At 72.4% G+C, this 17478-nt stretch carries 19 protein-coding genes; 3 read left to right on the top strand and 16 right to left on the bottom strand.

Translation table 11 applies throughout. The annotated features are described in order from the left end of the window. Nucleotides 1-128 precede the first annotated feature (128 nt). Nucleotides 129-890: an isoprenyl transferase gene (locus ACFV9T_RS39735; RefSeq protein ID WP_385447953.1), complete on the bottom strand. Its 762-nt coding sequence runs from the start codon at nt 888-890 to the stop codon at nt 129-131. Between the two features lie 360 nt (nt 891-1250). Continuing rightward, nucleotides 1251-1997, bottom strand: coding sequence for a prepilin peptidase (locus ACFV9T_RS39730; protein ID WP_385447950.1), 747 nt, complete (start codon nt 1995-1997; stop codon nt 1251-1253). A gap of 93 nt (nt 1998-2090) precedes the next feature. On the opposite strand from ACFV9T_RS39730, the gene ACFV9T_RS39725 reads away from it, so the two are divergent. Both ACFV9T_RS39725 and ACFV9T_RS39720 read left to right on the top strand, forming a co-directional pair. Beyond that, nucleotides 2091-2477 (top strand): DUF192 domain-containing protein, encoded by a 387-nt coding sequence (locus ACFV9T_RS39725; RefSeq protein ID WP_385447918.1) that lies wholly within the window; start codon nt 2091-2093, stop codon nt 2475-2477. Nucleotides 2478-2530: 53 nt separating this feature from the next. Then, entirely contained in the window at nt 2531-2941 is a 411-nt protein-coding gene (locus ACFV9T_RS39720) for a cold shock domain-containing protein (RefSeq protein ID WP_385447916.1), read from the top strand. Between the two features lie 7 nt (nt 2942-2948). Here ACFV9T_RS39720 and ACFV9T_RS39715 read toward each other — a convergent pair whose 3' ends face one another. The 13 genes from ACFV9T_RS39715 to ACFV9T_RS39655 all read right to left on the bottom strand — a co-directional run bounded on the left by ACFV9T_RS39715 (nt 2949) and on the right by ACFV9T_RS39655 (nt 15081). Then, the gene (locus tag ACFV9T_RS39715; protein WP_385447914.1) at nt 2949-3437 is read right to left on the bottom strand and encodes a universal stress protein; all 489 of its coding nucleotides are present in this window, start codon (nt 3435-3437) and stop codon (nt 2949-2951) included. A 15-nt stretch (nt 3438-3452) separates the two neighbouring features. Continuing rightward, nucleotides 3453-4754, bottom strand: a complete 1302-nt coding sequence (locus tag ACFV9T_RS39710) for an SLC13 family permease (protein ID WP_385447911.1) — start codon at nt 4752-4754, stop codon at nt 3453-3455. 557 nt (nt 4755-5311) lie between these two features. Beyond that, on the bottom strand, nt 5312-5911 hold the full coding sequence (locus ACFV9T_RS39705; protein ID WP_385447909.1) for an OmpA family protein: 600 nt from the start codon (nt 5909-5911) through the stop codon (nt 5312-5314). A gap of 8 nt (nt 5912-5919) precedes the next feature. Further along, nucleotides 5920-6510: a hypothetical protein gene (locus ACFV9T_RS39700; RefSeq protein ID WP_385447907.1), complete on the bottom strand. Its 591-nt coding sequence runs from the start codon at nt 6508-6510 to the stop codon at nt 5920-5922. A gap of 45 nt (nt 6511-6555) precedes the next feature. Continuing rightward, entirely contained in the window at nt 6556-7269 is a 714-nt protein-coding gene (locus tag ACFV9T_RS39695) for a pilus assembly protein TadG-related protein (protein ID WP_385447905.1), read from the bottom strand. An 8-nt stretch (nt 7270-7277) separates the two neighbouring features. Next, entirely contained in the window at nt 7278-7442 is a 165-nt protein-coding gene (locus ACFV9T_RS39690; protein ID WP_179936527.1) for a hypothetical protein, read from the bottom strand. Between the two features lie 273 nt (nt 7443-7715). Next, nucleotides 7716-8609, bottom strand: a complete 894-nt coding sequence (locus ACFV9T_RS39685) for a DUF5936 domain-containing protein (protein ID WP_385447903.1) — start codon at nt 8607-8609, stop codon at nt 7716-7718. Between the two features lie 11 nt (nt 8610-8620). Continuing rightward, nucleotides 8621-9559, bottom strand: coding sequence for a type II secretion system F family protein (locus ACFV9T_RS39680; RefSeq protein ID WP_385447901.1), 939 nt, complete (start codon nt 9557-9559; stop codon nt 8621-8623). 6 nt (nt 9560-9565) lie between these two features. After that, the gene (locus tag ACFV9T_RS39675; protein ID WP_385447900.1) at nt 9566-10969 is read right to left on the bottom strand and encodes a CpaF family protein; all 1404 of its coding nucleotides are present in this window, start codon (nt 10967-10969) and stop codon (nt 9566-9568) included. Continuing rightward, a complete protein-coding gene (locus ACFV9T_RS39670) occupies nt 10966-11646 on the bottom strand; it encodes a TadE/TadG family type IV pilus assembly protein (RefSeq protein WP_385447898.1) in 681 nt (226 codons plus the stop codon). Before ACFV9T_RS39670 ends, ACFV9T_RS39675 begins: the two co-directional genes overlap by 4 nt. Nucleotides 11647-11660: 14 nt before the next feature. Then, nucleotides 11661-13418, bottom strand: a complete 1758-nt coding sequence (locus ACFV9T_RS39665; RefSeq protein ID WP_385447897.1) for a CpaE family protein — start codon at nt 13416-13418, stop codon at nt 11661-11663. A gap of 28 nt (nt 13419-13446) precedes the next feature. After that, nucleotides 13447-14151 carry a Flp pilus assembly protein CpaB gene (gene cpaB, locus ACFV9T_RS39660; RefSeq protein ID WP_385447895.1) on the bottom strand — a complete coding sequence of 235 codons (705 nt, stop codon included), beginning with the start codon at nt 14149-14151 and terminating at the stop codon, nt 13447-13449. Between the two features lie 27 nt (nt 14152-14178). Then, nucleotides 14179-15081 carry a hypothetical protein gene (locus ACFV9T_RS39655; protein WP_385447893.1) on the bottom strand — a complete coding sequence of 301 codons (903 nt, stop codon included), beginning with the start codon at nt 15079-15081 and terminating at the stop codon, nt 14179-14181. Between the two features lie 302 nt (nt 15082-15383). On the opposite strand from ACFV9T_RS39655, the gene ACFV9T_RS39650 reads away from it, so the two are divergent. Continuing rightward, entirely contained in the window at nt 15384-16367 is a 984-nt protein-coding gene (locus ACFV9T_RS39650; RefSeq protein ID WP_385447890.1) for a chitinase, read from the top strand. On the opposite strand, the gene ACFV9T_RS39645 is transcribed toward ACFV9T_RS39650, so the two are convergent. Then, nucleotides 16368-17478: alpha/beta hydrolase family protein (locus tag ACFV9T_RS39645; RefSeq protein ID WP_385447889.1), on the bottom strand; the 1111-nt coding region annotated here is incomplete at its 5' end.

Raw genomic sequence — 17478 nt, 5'->3', positions numbered from 1 at the left:
GCGGGGTGGTGGTTTGTTTTTTTTTTATTTGTGCGTGTTTGGGGGCGGGGGGGGCCCCGGGGGGGGGGGCGCCGCCGGGGGCGCGGCGCCCCCCCCCGGCCGGTGAACTGCTTTGTGCGATAAGGCGATTAGCCGCCGTAGCGGCGGTGCCGCGCCGCGTAGTCACGCAGGGCGCGGAGGAAGTCGACCTTGCGGAAGGCGGGCCAGAAAACTTCGCAGAAGTAGTACTCCGAATGGGCACTCTGCCAGAGCATGAAGCCCGACAGCCGCTGCTCGCCGCTGGTGCGGATCACCAGGTCAGGATCGGGCTGGCCACGGGTGTACAGATGCTCGGCGATGAGGTCGATGTCGACGACCTCGGCCAGCTCCTCGAAGGACGTGCCCTTGGTGGCGTGGTCCAGCAGCAGCGAGCGCACGGCGTCGGCGATCTCCTGGCGGCCGCCGTAGCCGACGGCGACGTTGACCAGTATTCCGTCGATGTGCTCCGTGTCCCGCTCGGCCTCTTTGAGGACCGTCTGGGTACGGGAGGGCAGCAGGTCCCGGTTCCCCACGTGGTGCACCCGCCACCGGCCGTCGGCGGCCAGGTCGCGCACGGCGCCCTCGATGATGTTCAGGAGCGGCTTCAGCTCCTCTTCCGGGCGGTCCAGGTTGTCGGTGGAGAGCATCCACAGCGTGACGACCTCGACGTCGGTCTCACTGCACCAGCCCAGCATCTCCCGGATCTTGCTGGCGCCCGCCTGGTGACCCTGCTCGGTGGTGCCGCCGGAGGCGCGCGCCCAGCGGCGGTTGCCGTCGAGGATGACCCCGATGTGCTTGGGCACCTGGTCGTGGTCGAGGCGGCCCTCCACCCGGCGTGCGTAGAGCCCGTACACCAGGTCGCGCAGTTTCACGTCTTCCAGCCCCTCAGTGCTTTGCATGGCTCGCCATGGCTGTCCGCCCCAAGGGCAGCACCCTACTGCGGGGCGGCGGGGGTGGCTAACCGAGCCGGTCGGACGGGGTATCGAGACGCCGCACAGACGCCCGAACGCCCTACGGAACCCCCTCCACCGTTACGTTGCGTGACGCGCTATGCGGGCTGAGTGCCGCCGTCGCACCGCGATAAACCGTACAGAACCCCGTAATAGAGCGGGCCGGTCCGTGGGGGGGAGTACGGACCGGCCCGAGGGGGGGGTTTCCACCATAACCCTTCGTGAGCGGTTGTCCATGCATCGGCGGGGTGAGGATGTGCGCGGCGCCGACGCCTTGGTGCGTCAGCCGGTGCCGAGCGCCCCCAGTACCAGTCCCGCGCCCGCGCCGAGGATCATGAACGGGCCGAACGCCAGCGGCGTGCCCCGGCCCGCCTTGCGCGCCAGGACCAGCGCCATCGCGTACAGCGACCCCAGCAGCACCCCGGCGAACCCGCCCCAGAAGAGCACCGCCCAGCCGTACCAGCCGAGCGCCACGCCCAGCGTCAGCGCCAGCTTGACGTCGCCCAGGCCCATGCCGCGCGGGCTGATCAGGAACAGCACCAGATACGCCCCGCCCAGCACCACCCCGCCCAGCAGCGCCCGGGGCCAGGACCCGGCGCTGTGCGGCAGCGGCGCGGCGGCGCCGAGCAGCGCCGCTGCTGAGCCCGCCATCGGCAGGGTCAGTACGTCCGGCAGCCGGTTCACCGCCCGGTCCACCCCGGCCAGCAGCACTGCGGGCGGGGTGAGCAGCAGCCACACCGCCAGCTCCGGACGCGGCCCCACGGCCGCCGTCAGGGCCGCGCACACCAGCGCGGTGAGCAGGGCGGGGAGCAGCGGGCCCGGCCCGTACGCCGCCTCGCTCTGTGTGCAGCGCGGACAGCGGGCGGGGCCCAGCCAGCCGTGCGCCGGGCCGGTGAACGCGTGCCCGCGCGGACAGTCCGCGCGCCACGGCTCCCCCGGCTCGACCGCCAGCCGGTACAGCGGGCGCGGCACCAGCAGCCCGGCGGCGGCGCCGTACGCGGCGGCGAGGACGATCAGCAGCGGTTGCAGCACGGCCCGAGCCTACGGAAGCCGTCCGCCCGGGGGACCCATCGGTGGAACACTCATCCCAAGGGTGGACACCGGGTGGTGAAGGGGACACACATGGGCCGCTGGCGGAACGGCACCGGAACGCTCCGCGTCGATGGGGGCGTATCCGGCGTACCGCTGGAGATCGCCGCCTCGTACCGCGCCCGGGCCCGTGGGCTGCTCGGCCGGTCCGGGCTGACCGGCGCGATCCTGCTGTCCCCCGCGAGCGGGGTGCACACCTTCCGGATGCGCTTCGCCATCGACGTCGCCTATCTCGACCGCCGGATGACCGTGCTGGCCGTCACCACCCTGCGCCCCGGGCGGCTCGGGCTGCCGCGTGCGCGGGCGCGGCACGTCCTGGAGGCCGAGGCGGGCGCGATGGCGGGCTGGGGCCTGCGGCAGGGTGTCCGGGTCGCGGTCCACCCCGGCCCTTCTTCGGCTCCACCGGCTTCTGTACGCTGAACGCGCTGTTCATGAGGTACATGAGGTAGAGGTATAGGGGTAGGGGTGGCACGTTGACGACGACGGGCAAGATTCTGCGGTTCGACGAGTTTCGCGGTTACGGCTTCATCGCCCCGGATGACGGTGGCGAAGACGTGTTCATGCACGCGAACGACCTCCTGGACGAGAAGCACCTGTTCCAGCCCGGTTCGAAGGTGCGGTTCGTCCCCGAGTACGGCGACAAGGGTCCCAAGGCGTCCGAGGTCCGCATCCTGGAGCACAACACCGCGCCCCCGGTCGTCCGGCCCTCCGCGCCGGACTCGGGCGACGACACGATGTGCGATGTGCTCTCGGTGGGCGAGTTCCGGCAGGAGCTGACGGAGACGCTGGTCGAGATGGGCGGCAGTCTCACCGCCGACCAGATCAAGCAGGTGCGCCGCCGGGTCATCGAACTGGCCCAGGCACACAACTGGATCGAGTCCTGACAGGTCGCTAGTGCGGTGGCGGCGGCAGCGACTCGATACCGGGCGCGGCCTCGGGCCACACCAGCAGGACGGCGCACGGCGCGTGGTCCACGACGAAGCGGGCGGCGGGCCCCAGGCTGTGGGGCCCCAGCCGGTCGCGGTCCCCGTCGCGGGCGCAGATGAGCAGGTCCACGCCGTCCGCCTCGCGCACCACCTCGTGTTCGATCCGGCCGTGCCGCTGGAGCCGGGCCACCGGGCGGTGCAGCCGCTCGGCGGCGGCGTCCAGCAGTTCGGCCGCCGCCGTACGGGCCAGCTCCTCCAGCCGATCCCCCGGGTCCCGCCCGGGGCGGCCCCGGCCCAGCAGCCCGGCGAAGGCGCCGTGCGCGGCGCCCGCCACGTGGTCGTCTGTGACGTGCAGCAGACGGATCTCGGCGTCCGCGCTTTCCGGCAGATGATCGCGGGCGGCGTCCACGGCGGACTGCCAGGTGCCCTCGGCGATCCAGATGAGCACGATCATGGGTTCCTCATAGCGTCATAGCGTCGCCAGCATGGCCCATAGCGCCACCGTCGCAGCCACCAGCGTGGTCGGCACGGTGAGCAGCCCGAGGCGGGTGAACTCGCCCAGCCCGGAGTCGGCGTCCGCCCCGTGGTGGCGGACGATACGCCGCCACAGCAGCGTGGCCAAGGAGCCGACGTAGGTGAGGTTGGGGCCCAGATTGACCCCGATCAGCACGGCCAGCACCGGTCCCGGGCCGCCCTCGGCGGCGATCGGCAGCAGCGCCAGCGTGGCGGGCAGGTTGTTGACGAGGTTCGCCAGCACCGCCGCGACGCCCGCGATCGCGAGCAGGGTGGGCAGCCCTGTGCCGGTCGGCAGCACCCGGGACAGCGCCGACTCCAAGCCGTTGTCCAGGACCGCCTGGACGACGACGCCGAGGGCGAGCACGAACAGGCAGAACAGCGGGCCCGCCGCGCCGATCACGCCCCGTACCGTCGTCGTCCGCCGCCGCAGCGCCCGCACCGCGAGCACCAGCGCCCCCGCCCCCGCCGCCCACGCGGGCTCCAGCCCGACGAGCGACGTCACGACGAACCCGGCCAGCGTCAGCCCCAGCACGGTCAGCGCGAACACCGGCACCGGCGGCCACTCGGCGGGCGGCGGCTTCGTCGTCCCGGCGGCCAGGTCCGTGGCGAAGAAGCGGCGGAAGACCAGGAATTCGATGGCGATGGACACCAGCCAGGCGGGGGCCATGAGCAGCGCGAACCGCATGAACGACAGCCCGCTCGCCTCCAGGGCGAGGAGGTTGGTCAGGTTGGACACCGGCAGCAGCAGCGACGCGGAGTTCGCCAGGTGGGTGCAGGCGTAGACATGCGGGCGGGAGCGGGCCCCGAGCCGGGTCGCTGTCGCGAACACCACGGGGGTGAGCAGGACGACCGTCGCGTCCAGGCTCAGTACGGCGGTGACCAGCGCCGCCACCGCGAACACCCCGCCCAGCAGCCGGTCCGTACGCCCCCGGCAGGCCCGTGCCACGGCCTGCCCGGCGGCCTCGAACACCCCCTCGTCCGCGCACATCTGCGCCAGCAGCAGCACGGCCGCCAGGAACCCGACGACGGGCAGCAGGCTCCGCGTCTCCGCCCACGCCGCCGCCGGTGTCACGGCCCCGGCCCCCACCACGACCGCCGCCGCTGGCACCGCCGCGACGGCCTCGGGCCAGCCCCGGGGCCGGGCGACGGCGAACGCCAGCACGGCGAGCAGCAGGGTGACGGCGAGGATCTCGGCGACGGTGGTATTCAGGGGAACTCCCGCGCGGGCTGGAACGACGCCCCCATGATGCGCCATGTGCCCGCCGGGGGTCCTTCCCCACCCCGCCCCTTCCCGACCCAAGGGCTCCGCCCCTGGACCCCGCTCCTCAATCGCCGGAGAGGCTGAACTCGCCCCTCCCGCAGGACACACACGAAGCGCGAGGCCCGGGGACCGCAGCCGCGACGGGGCCCAGGGGCACAGCCCCGGTGGGGCCCAGGGGCACAACCCCGGCGAGGCCCAGGGGCACAACCCCGGCGAGGCCCAGGGGGCACAACCCCGGCGAGGCCCAGGGGCACAACCCCGGCGAGGCCCAGGGGGCACAACCCCGGCGACGTCCAGGGCCGCAACCCCGGCGAGGCCCAGGGGGCACAACCCCGGCGACGTCCAGGGGCACAACCCCGGCGAGGCCCAGGGGGCACAACCCCGGCGGGGTCCAAGGCCGCAACCCCGGCGAGGCCCAGGGGGCACAACCCCGGTGGGGCCCAGGGCCGCAACCCCGGCGAGGCCCAGGGGCGCAGCCCCGGTGGGGTCCAGGGGCGGAGCCCTTGGGGTCGGGTAGGGGCGGGGTGGGGAATTGACGCCGGGGTGGTTGCTCAGGTTCGGGGGAAGCTGACTTCTACTCGGCGGTTCTTCTTGCGGCCTTCCTCCGACGCGTTGTCCGCGATCGGGTACTGCTCGCCGTAGCCGCGGATCTGGTACGCGACCGAGGAGTCCAGGCTGGAGGCCAGGCGCTGCTGCACCGCGTCGGCGCGTTTGCGGGAGAGTTCGAGGCCGTGGGCGGCCGACCCCAGATTGTCGGTGAAGCCGAAGACCCGGACGCTCTTCGCGTCCTGCCGCTCCGCCTCGTCCGCGATCTGCTGGATACGGGCGTTCGCCTCGGAGCCGAGCTTCGCGCTGTCCTTGCCGAACAGCACCTCGGCCTGGAGGGCGAAGCTCACCTTGGTGTTGGTGTCCTCGCGCCGCTCGTCGCCGTTGTCCGTCTCGACGACCGACTTGATGTCCAGGACCCGCCCGGCCGCCAGCTTCGCGCCCTCCGGCATCCGCAGATCCGGGTCGTCGGTGTCGATCTTGAGGGGTGGCCGGGTGTCGGCGGGGGCGCCGGGGCCGCTGTCGGCGTGGGCCGGGGTGGTGAGGAGGAGGGCCAGGGCGGCCAGGGCCGTCGCGGCGCGGCGGGCTGTCGCACGTGTCGTCATGGCGGGGCTCACCCGGACAGCTTGATGCTGACGGACGGCATCGTCGGAAGCTGGAAGTCGACCTCCGTGACGCTCTTGGGCGGGGCCGGGAACTGCGCGAAGAACGGGCGGCTCTCGTTCTCCTTGATCCCCGAGAGCCCCGTGGTGCACAGACACTGCCCATCGGTGTCCCGGAGCACGAGATACCGCTTCTTCCCCTTCGCGTCGATCAGCGTCGCACCCGACACGGACGAACGGGACTTGGCCAGCTCCACCTCCGGGGAGCGCCAGTCGATCGGGTTGAACAGCGTGCTGCCCCGGTTGGTCACCGTCCCGTTGACGGTGACGAAGCCGCCGCTGTCGCGCTCCGCGGAGTGGAGGGTGACGACGATGTTCTTCGGCCCCTTCATCTCGCCGATGACCTTCTCGGAGTCCGCGGCGGGCTCCGTCTCCCCCTGCCCGTCGTCGGTCTTGGCCTCGGTGGACTTGTGGGGGGCGCCGCTGTCCTTCCCGTCGCCCCCGTCACCGCTGCCGCACCCGGCCACGGCGAGGGCCAGGGCCGCTGCGAGCGCCGCCGCGGCAGCCCCCCTCCGGGCCTTCGTCGTGTGCCGAATGCTCATCGCTCGCTGTCCTTTGCTCGTCTACTCGTCGGTCGCTCAGTTCGCTCAGTCGGCAAGGTGCACGGAGAACAGATCCTTGACGTCCGGGAGCAGTTCCGGGTGCGCCGGGTCGATGGTGACGGTCTCGCCATCGCAGTCCAGATCGATGGCGGGCTTCTCGTCTCCGTCGTCTCCGTCGTCGCTGCCGCCGCCGTCGTCTCCGTCCTCGTCGCCCGTCGGAGTCGGCGTCGGCGTCGGGGTGGGCGACGGCTCGTCGGGCGGCTGGAGCGTACAGCGCGGACCTATGACCGCCTTGGCCTTCGCCTCGCCGTACTGGTCCTCCGTACCGGGGATGACGGTCTTGCCCACCGGCTTCTGCGTCTTGACGGTGACGGTGAAGGAGGTGGGGAGGAAGTCCGGGCCCTCGCAGCCGGTGACGTCCGCGCCGTTCTGCTGGGCGAACCACGTCGCCTCGTCACAGGCGCCCGTCGCGCCGATCCCCCGCCCGTTCAGCAGGTCCTCCAGCGCGCTCCCGTCCGCCACCGCGTCCAGCAGCGCCGTGCCCAGCTGCTCGCGGTAGTCCTGGGCGGCGGCGAGGGCGGCCGCGTCGGCGGCGGTCTGACCGCCGTTGCGGGTGGCCCCGGCCTGGCCCACCGCGAAGAAGGCGAGGGCGAGGAAGAGCAGGGCCGCGACCGCGGTGAGGTAGATCGGAAAGGCCTGCCCGGCGTCGCCGTTACGGCAGCCGTCGCGGTAGCCGCGAGCCTTCACGCGCTCGGTCACGCGCTTCGTCAGATGCCGACGACCTGAGCGATCTTGTCGGAGATCGCGTTCGCGATCATGCTTCCGAAGTCCGTCGTCGCCAGTACCAAAACGATCGCGACCACTACGGCGATGATCCCCAGGTACTCGATCGAGGTCTGCCCCCGGTCGTTCCCCATAACGCGCTTCCCCATCGTGTTCCCCTCCATGGGTGGCCGTCCCACTCTGGTCCGGCGACTCAACCCCCGTGGTGTCGCTCGCGACACGAGCAAAGTACGCCGAAACAGCTGCCTCGGAACAGTGTCCCAGGGGGCATTGCCTTCCCGATACACGGTGTTCGAACCCTGTACGCGGACCTCCGCCGCCGCGGCCCATCCCTCTCACCCCCTCCCGCCGCCGAGGAGTTCACCGTCGACGACTGTCCCACAACCGGTTGCGATCGCGAAGCATATTCGCCCAAATGACCGTCAATCTCCCGTGACCGAACCGAAGTCCGTGCCGGACCCGATGAAGAACCCCGCCACGAGCAGCACCATCGTCCCGGGCACCATGAAGGTGGTGATGACCATGGTCGCCTTGGGGACGGCGCGGGCCGCGCGGCGCCGGGCGTTCTGGGCGTCCGTACGGCGCATATCGTTCGCGATGGCGATCAGCGTCTCGACGATCGGAGCGCCCAGTTCCTCGCCCTGCTGAAGCGCCGTGACGAACTGGGCGACCTGTTCGGAGTCGTTCCGCTTCCGCAGTTCTTCGAACGCCTGGCGGCGGCTGACCCCCATGTCCATTTGCCGAAGTGTGATGCGAAGTTCATCCGCCCACGGGCCCTCGTACTTCTCGGACACCCGGTCCAGCGCCTGCCGGAAGCCAAGACCGGCGCTCACCACGACCGCCAGCACGTCCAGGAAGTCGGGCAGCGTCCGGTCGATCGCGTCCTTCCGCTCCCGCACCGCCGCCCAGATGCCGACCTCGATCCAGAACAGGCCGAAGACGACCAGCAGCACGGCCAGCAGCAGCTGGCCCCGCGTCAGCATGACCAGCGCGCCGCCGAAGCCGAGCATCCCGTAGACCGCGCGGCGGGCCGCGTACCGGTCGACCGTCAGCCCGCCCGGATGGCCCGCCAGATCGATGCGGCGGCGCACCCGCGCGACCCGCTTCTCGCCCATCAGCCGCAGCACCAGCGGGGCGTAGCGCATGCCGAGCCGGTCGACGGCCGAGCCGACCGCGTTCGTACGGGTCGCTCCGACCTCCAGCGCGACCGCGAGGTCGCTCGGCAGCCTGGCCTCGCTGCGGTACAGCGCGATGCCGTACGCGAGGCCCGCCACCGACAGGCCCGCGGCCAGCGCCAGCAGCAGTCCGAAACCCATGCGAGGTACCCCTAGACGTCGATCTTCGACATGCGGCGGATGAGGAAGAAGCCGATCCCGTACAGGGCGAAGGCCCCGATCACCGCGGCCTGCCCCCAGAAGGACGCGGTCATGCGGTCCAGCGAGCCCGGCGAGATCCGGTCCATCAGCAGCAGCGTCCCGATGCCCATCAGCGGCACCACATACGCGGTGACGGTCACCTGGGAGAGCTGGGTGCGGACCTCGCGGCGGGTCTCCTTCCGCTCCTCCAGCGTGTGGGTGAGGTTGCGCAGCGAGCTGACCACGGTGCCGCCCGCGCGGTTCGACAGCACCAGCGTGGTGACCAGCACCACCAGCTCCCGGGACGGCAGCCGCTCGGCCAGCTCGCCCAGCGCGTCGTCGATCGAGTGGCCCACCGCCAATTTGGCGGCGACCTTGGACAGTTCCTCGCCCGCCGGGGCCTCCATCTCGTCCGCCGCCATGCTCAGCGCGGTCCGCAGGGCGAGCCCCGCCTGGGTGGCGTTGGCCAGGATGCGGGACAGCTCGGGCAGCTGGTTGATGAACCGTTCGATCCGCTTCTGCCGCTGCCAGCCCAGGAACCCGAACGCCGACCAGACGGCGATGACGGCCGCGATCGGGCCGAAGAACGACGCCAGCAGCGACGCCACCAGCACCCACAGCCCGGCCGCAGCCCCGGCCGTGTAGACGAAGAACTCGCCGGGGGTGAGGTCCAGGCCCGTCGCCGCGAGCCGCAGCTCAAGACGGCGCCCCAGCGAGGTGGTGCGCAGCCGCCGGTCCACCCCGGCGAAGCGGCGCGAGCGCCCGGACGCCTCCGCCGCGCCCGACTCCGACAGCCGGTCGATCAGCGCGCGCTGCCGGTCCGTGCCCCGGGCGTACGTATGCACCCCGGCGACGCCCAGCGCGCCGCACACCAGCGTCGTGCCGAGCGTCAGCACCGCGAGCCGGTCCATCGCCCGTTACCTCCCATCCCGCGCGCCGTACGCGCCCGAGTCGTACCCGCCCGTGTCGTACCCGCCCCTGTCGTACACGGCGCCCCGCGTGGTCAGCTGCGCCGGGAAGGCGGCCACCCCGAACGCGGGCGGCACCGCCTCACCGGCCATCCGCAGCCGTTCCGCGACCCGCTCCGGGAGCGGGAAGTACGCGAACCGCCCGTGCACGATCCGGTCGGCGCCCATGGGCTGGGCGTCGAAGCGGCAGACGGTGGCGATGCGGTACTCCTCGTGGCCATGGCTGTCGAGCAGCGCGATCTCGCTGATCCGGCGGGAGCCGTCGGCCTGCCGGACGAGCTGGACGATGCAGTCCACGGCGCTGTTGATCTGGTCGCGCAGCGCCTCGTACGGGATCGCCACATCGGACATCGAGGCGAGCGTCTGGAGCCGCATCAGCGCGTCCTCGGCGCTGTTGGCGTGGACGGTGGCGAGCGAGCCGTCGTGGCCGGTGGACATGGCCTGCAGCATGTCCAGGGTCTCGCCGCCGCGCACCTCGCCGACGATGATGCGGTCGGGGCGCATCCGCAGCGAGTTGCGGACCAGGTCGCGGATGGTGATGCGGCCCTTGCCCTCGACGTTCGGCGGCCGGGACTCCAGCCGGATGACATGGGTCTGCTGGAGCTGGAGTTCGGCGGCGTCCTCGACGGTGATGATCCGCTCGCCGTCCGGGATCAGCCCGGAGAGGGCGTTGAGCAGCGTGGTCTTTCCGGAGCCGGTGGGTCCGGAGACGACGACGTTGAACTTGCCCCGCACCAGTGCCGCCAGCAGCAACAGCATCTGCTCGTCCAGCGTGCCCATGCCGATCAGCTCGCTGAGGGTGTAGGCGCGCGGGAAGCGGCGGATCGTGAGCGTGGCGCCGGTGAGCGCGAGCGGCGGGATGATCACGTTGACCCGCTCACCGGACGGAAGGCGCGCGTCCACCATCGGATTCGACTCGTCCACCCGCCGGTTGACGGTCGAGACGATGCGCTCGATGGTCTGCATCAGCTGCTCTTCGGACGCGAACCGGACGGGCACCAGCTCGACCCGGCCCGCCCGCTCCACGAAGATCTGGTCCGGTCCGTTGACCATGATCTCGGTGATGGAGGCGTCCTCCAGCAGCGGTTCGAGCACGCCGAGGCCCAGCGCCTCGTCCACCACCCGGCGGATGAGCTGGGACCGTTCGCCGGTGGACAGCACCGGGCCCTCGCGGCTGATGATGTGGCCGAGGACGCGCTCCAGCCGGGTCCGGCGCTCGGCCGCGGCCAGCGAGGACATCTCGGCGAGGTCGATCTCCTCCAGCAGCTTGGCGCGGTAGACGGCGACCAGATGCCCGTCCTGGCGGCCCTCGGACGGCCCCTCGGGCGTGTTGATCCGGGCCCGCAGGCTCATGAACCGCCTCCCGCCGCCTGGAGGGATCCTTCGTCGCACGGCATGGTGGCGCTCCTCTCCGCGCTGCCGAAGATGTCGAAGCCGGGGATGACCGAGGGGATCTTGACGGACGCGGTCGCGCTCGCCTCGTCCCCGCCGCAGTCGCCCCCGCTGATGTTCGTCCCGTCGGCCAGCCAGCCGCTGATCGCCGCCTGCCCGGCGGCCGCCGGGCTGGTGCCCGGTTCGTCCAGCGACCCCATCCGGGCCGCCGCCCGCGCCGCCGTGCCCGCCTGCTGGACGGCGTACGCGGCGATGCCCAGCTGTACGGCGGCGAGCGCGACGAGGATCAGGACCGGCAGAAAGCCGAGGAACTCGATCGACGCCTGCCCCCGGTCGCGGCCCCTTCGACCGCGTCGCCCGGCCCGGTCGGCCGCGCCCCACCGGTCGTACGAGCCGGGACGGTCCCATCGGTCGGCCCGGTGCGCCGCGGTCGCGCGGAGCGGCCGGAGCGGCCATGTACGGCCCGCCGTTTGGCGGGCGGCCCGGGGCGGCGGAGCGGGGAAAGCGGCGCGCGATGCCGTCGACCGGACCGCCCCGGGAGCCGCTGCGGCCGCTTCGCCCCGCGCACGAGCGGCCCCCGCCGCTCCGGGCGGCGCGGCACGGCGGGCCGGAAAGGCCGTCCTGGTCCGTCGGGTCATCGCTGTACGCCCCCTCACTGCCCCGGGCCCGCCGCGGCTTCCGTCTCGTCGGCCGCGCCCGCCGAACCGGTCACCGTCCAGGGGAAGTCGGCGGCGCCCGGGAACAGGATCGGGACGGTCAGCTTCACCGTCGTCCGGTACACCGCGCCGTCGCCCCCGCCCGGGCAGTCGATGTCGGCGCTCCAGGAGCCGGGGATGTCGTCCTGCGCCGCCGCCTGGCAGGCACCGGCTCCCCCGGCCGCGCCCGCCCGGGCCCCCTTGTCGGCCGCGTTGCCCGCGAGCGAGTACGTATAGCCGACGAGCACGACCTGCCAGACCACCGCGAGCACGATGAGCGCCAGCGGCAGGACGCCGATGAACTCCACCGTGACCTGGCCCCGGTCGCCGCCCCGCTTGCGCAGGAAGCGGCCGGTGCCGGACGGCGGGATCTCGTTCAGCGCGTCCGTCCCCGGGCCCGCCTCGCCGCCGCCGTCGCCCTCGTCGTACGGACCGGCTCCTATGGCACGGCGCCGCCGCGTCCCGGGCAGGGTGCGGTCGCCGCCCTGCGCCTGATGGCCCCGGTGGGGGGCGCGGCGGCCCGGCGGGGGCGCGCCCTGCGCGCCGTCCACCAGGCCCAGTTCCCCCGCGAGCCCCCACAGCGCCTGCTTGACGGCGGACTTGGGGTCCAGGTCCTGCATCCGCCCCGAGTCGACGGCGGGCTGCAGCTCCTTGTACCCGGCCGGGATCGCGGTGCGCGCGACCGCCGTGCCCGTGGCGCGCGCGACCAGCTGCGGCTGGATCTCGGCGCTGCGGCTGTGCCGGTTGACGACCGTCACGGTCTCCTCGGCCTTGCGGACCTGGAGCCGGTCCCACAGCCGCACCATCCGCTTGGCGGCCCGCACCGCGACCACATCCGGGGTGGTCACCAGCAGCGCGGTGTCGGCCTGTTCGACGATGGCCGCGCCCGCCGAGGTCATCTGCGTACCGCAGTCGACGACCACCAGCTCGAACCGGGTCCGCAGCGCCCCGACGACCTGCCGGGCCGCCCGGTCGGTGACCTCCTCGCCGCGCTCGCCCTCGCCCGGCGCGAGCAGCAGCCCGAGCCCGGTGTGGTGGGTGAAGACCGCGTCCTGGAGGACCCGCGGCGAGATGTCGGTGATCTGCGCCAGGTCGGCGATGGAGCGCCGGAACTGGACGTCGAGGTACGAGGCCACGTCGCCGGACTGGAGGTCCAGGTCGACCAGCGCGACGGTGCGCCCCGCCGCGCGCGCGGCCAGCGCGAGCTGCACGGCGGTGACGGTCGTACCGACCCCGCCCTTGGCGCCCGCGACGGCGACCAGCGTGCCGCCAGGACCGGTGGCGGCCACGTCGCCGCCGCCCCCGAGGTGGCGCCGTACGCCGCTGGCCCACTGGGCGGCGGCCTGCACGCGGGCCGCCAGCTCGTCGTACGACAGCGGTATCCCGGCGATGCCGCGCGCGCCCGCGTCCATGGCGGCCGAGTACAGGGCCGGTCCCGCGTCGCCGGTGATCAGCACCACGCCCACCGCCGGGAAGCGCAGCGCGACCTCCCGGATCAGCTCCAGGGCGGGCGACGGGCCGATCCGCTCATGGACGAGGACGACCTCGGGCAGCTCCTCCAGGGAGGCGGCGGCCAGCGCGGCGAGGGTGTCCAGCAGCCGGGTCGAGTCGCCCACCGGCGCCGACGGTTCGACGCCGGGCAGCTGGCCGAGCAGCCCGCCGATGGCGCGGGCCGCGTCGGCGTCGCCGACGGCCGGGAGGATCCTGATGGTCACCGCTCCACCTCCTCACTCTTCACGGGGGTCATTTGTCGCCGTCGAGGGTGTAGGTGCGGTCGCGCGGCGATACGGAGGCGTCGCCGCCGGGGCCGATCAGCGCGAGCCGTACGTGGGAGGCGAACGACTCGGCGTACGCGACGCGCTGGGCGTCCCTGGTGTCGAGCGCGAAGGTGATCGGCACGGCCTGGTCGACGCGGCGCTCGTCGTCCTCGTCCGGCTGGAGGGCCTTCAGCTCACCGACGTCGAGGACGTCCGCGGCCTGGACGATCAGCTTGGAGACCGGCGTCTCGCCCTGCGTCTTGCCCTCGAAGGTCGCGTAGACGTTGACCTTCGACCCTGGGGTGATCTTGCCCGCGACCCCCGTCGCCGCGTCGACCATGATCGCGATCTCCTGCTGCCCGGACTTGAGCGCGGGCCGGTCGACGATCATGCCCTTCTGCAGGAGCGAGCCCCTGGTCAGCTCGGTCACGGCTATCTTGCCGCGCACCTCGTCGAGATCGGTGATCGCGGCGTCGGGCACCCAGCGCTCGGGCATCGAGACCGCCTCGAACGCCCCCGGCTCCAGCGCCTCGTAGGGCTTGATGTCCGACTTGAGCTTGTACGCGGTCGTCTCGGGGCCGACCTTCGACTCCACGTCGTTGACGACGGAGAGCACTCCGGCGAACGCGCCACCGGCGCACAGGACCGACAGGACCAGCAGGATGACTCCGCGGCGCTGGCGAGAATTCATGGACGGACAACCTCGTGAGTGGGACGTTTACCGGCTGGTCAGGGCAGGACGCTCGGCGGACTGGTTCAGGGCGGGGATCTCATCGCCGCGCGGCACCGGGCAGGAGCAGAACGCGCAGCGGTCCCCGATGAGTTCGAAGCCGCACCAGTGGCATTCCTCTCTCCGCACGGACGCCACGAGCTGGTAGAGCACCGAGAGGTCCGGGATGGCCGCCGCGAACTCGATCAGCTTCGGGGTGCCCCACCAGCGCGCCGACTCGGGGGCCAGCGGCACGTCCTGGACGTCCCGGACGCCCCAGGAGGGCGCCAGCGCTCCGCTGACCCAGTCGTCGCGCGGGGCCGTCCCATGGCCGTGGCTGGTGAGCTGGCCCCGGGCGACGGTCATCTCGGTGCCGTACGCGGGCCCGGGCAGCTCCCCGCCCCCGCCCACCTTGACCAACCGCGGCTCGGGGTGGGCGAGCACGCCGAAGTGGGTGCCCGGCATCCAGGACTTGACGTGCGAGGTGAGGCTCACCGGCACCCGGTCCAGCTTGGCGACGCTGCCGAGCAGCGCGCCCGCGTGCACGTAGTGCGCCAGCAGCCGGGCGGAACAGGCCAGCACGCCGGGGCTGAAGTCGGACACGGACAGCTGGCGCAGCTGACGGGCGATCACGGCGACGGCCAGCGGCGGCAGTTCGAGCGGGCACAGCGCCATCCGGTCGCTCTCCAGGACGGAGCGCACGGTGTGCAGTCTGCGGATGAAGGGCGGCGGGGTGGCGGCGGGATAGACCGTCACCAGATAGCCCTGCGCGTCGAGGAGCGCCCCGACCTCGGCGAGCGCGTCGTCGAGCGACTGCTCCTCCGGCGGCCGGAGCACTACGGCCGACGGGGTCTGCCCGTCGGGCGGTGGAAGCACCAGCTCACGGCTGGTGACTGCTATCGCGGTGGGCACGTCGGCTACCCCGTCTCACGTCGTCGCCGAGCGGCGGCGGCCGCAGTTCGTGAACTGCCCCTGGCTGGTGCATCGTCACTTTATCCACGAAAGCCGCGTGAGAGAACAGTTCCTCTGCGTTACACCCCCCTGGTTCGCGCACACCCCCCGTTCGTGGCGGGGAGTAGCCCGTGACCAGCGGATACGTGCCATGGACTTGACAAGCGTATTGGTCTGGACCACCTTGGTCGCACGCCTCAGGGGCCCCTGGACGCGCACTGGCACCACCTCCCTTTTTTCTCCCCCCACGCTCGGAGGCTGTCGTGGCACGCGCACAGTTCAGGAACAAGCTGCTCGGAACCGCGGCGGTCGCCGCGCTCGCCGCCGGTGGACTGATATCCACCGGCACCGCACATGCGGCCGCCGCCGTACCGGCGCACGCCGTCACCGGGTACTGGCAGAACTTCGACAACGGCGCGACCGTGCAGAAGCTCGCCGACGTCCCGGACGACTACGACATCATCGCCGTCGCCTTCGCGGACGCGGCCGGGACGCCGGGTGCCGTCGACTTCACCCTCGACCCGGCCGTCGGCTACGGCAGCGAGCAGCAGTTCAAGGACGACATCAAGGCCAAGCAGGCCGCGGGCAAGTCCGTCATCATCTCCGTCGGCGGCCAGAACGGCACGGTCTCGGTCAGCGACGACGCCTCGGCGAACGCCTTCGCCGCCTCCATCACCGGCCTCATGGACGAATACGGCTTCGACGGCGTCGACATCGACCTCGAAAACGGACTCAACGCCACCTATATGACCAAGGCGCTGAAGGCCGTCCACGACAAGAAGAGCGACGTCGTGGTGACGATGGCGCCACAGACGATCGACATGCAGTCGCCGTCCACCGAGTACTTCAAGACCGCCCTGGGCATCAAGGACTTCCTGACCGTCGTCAACATGCAGTACTACAACAGCGGTTCGATGAACGGCTGTGACGGCAAGGTCTACTCCCAGGGCTCGGTCGACTTCCTCACCGCCCTCGCCTGCATCCAGCTGGAGAACGGCCTCGCCCCGTCCCAGGTCGGCCTCGGCGTCCCCGCCTCACCCAGCGGCGCGGGCTCCGGCTACGTCGAACCGGCCGTCGTGAACGCGGCCCTCGACTGCCTCACCAAGGGCACCGGCTGCGGCGGCTTCACCCCGTCCAAGACCTATCCCGGCCTGCGCGGCGCGATGACCTGGTCCACCAACTGGGACGCGGCGAGCGGGAACGCCTGGTCGAAGGCGGTCGGCCCCAAGGTCCACGGCCTCCCGTAGCTACGGGAGATCGCTGAGCCAGCGGACGATCGACGCCGTGGCGGCGACGTTCGAGCCGAGGTGGCGGGAGCCCTGGTAGTCGACGGGACCTACGTCGACCACCGGGACGTCCGCCCCTCGGCGTCGCAGCTCCGCCCGGCAGACCGCGGTGTTCTCCACCGCCGCCTCCTGGTCCCCGTCCGCCAGGTACAGCCGCGTCGGTACCCGCGGCGCCCACCCCGTACACACGCGGCTGGCCGTCCGCAGCGCCGCCGCGAACTCCCCGGTCGGATGTTCGAGCAACCGCATGCCCTCGTCGGTGAGCAGTTCCCGCACCGTCCCCGGGATGCCGTTCTTGATCTCCAGCCCGGTGTGCTCGCCGTCGAACAGCGACTCGATGCGCCGGGCGTCCCCCTGGAACACCCGCTCCGGGCGGTCGTACACCTCGTGCAGCCGGTTGAAGGCGACCAGCGTGTACGCCACGTAGATGGCGCTCGACGTGGCGTCCAGCTCTCCGCCGAGCAGCGCCTTCCGCTCCGTTCCCCCGAAGTCGTACGCCCCGCTCACCGGCGCCAGCGCGCCCAGCCGGAACCAGCGGTCCTCGCCCGCCTGGAGCGAGCGGGCGAGCCCGAGGGCGGCCGAGGCGCCCTGGGAGAAGCCGGTGACCGCGACCTTCCGCTCCAGCGGGACGACGGCGCGGGCGGCGCGCAGCATGTCGAGCGAGGCCGTGGTCTCGGAGGGGACGTCCATCCAGGGGTGGAGCCCGGGCCCGGTGCCCATGCCGAGGTAGTCGGGCGCGACGGCGGCGAACCCGGCCGACGCGTACGTGACCGGCGGCGACGGCAGGAAGCCGTGCCGCCGCATGGACGGCGCGTCGCTCTTGTGGCTGCCGGTGCCATGGGCGAAGGAGACCGCCCGCAGCCCGCCCTCCCGCCCGTGCGGCAGGGCGAGCAGCCCGCTCGCGGTGGTGGGGCGGCCGTGCGGGTCGACGGTCCGGTAGGTCAGCCGGTACGCGTCGACGCCGTAGCGGACCGCACCGGCGTCGAAACCGCTGGAGCGCAGCTCGGCGGCGACGTCGTCCGGGGCGGCCAGTGTGTACAGCTTTTCGACGGACACCAGCGCGCCCCGGCCG

It is taken from the genome of Streptomyces sp. NPDC059850, assembly GCF_042731515.1.
GTDB lineage: Bacteria > Actinomycetota > Actinomycetes > Streptomycetales > Streptomycetaceae > Streptomyces.
Note: the sequence above shows the minus strand (reverse complement) of the source record. Positions and strands in the feature narration are given on the sequence as shown.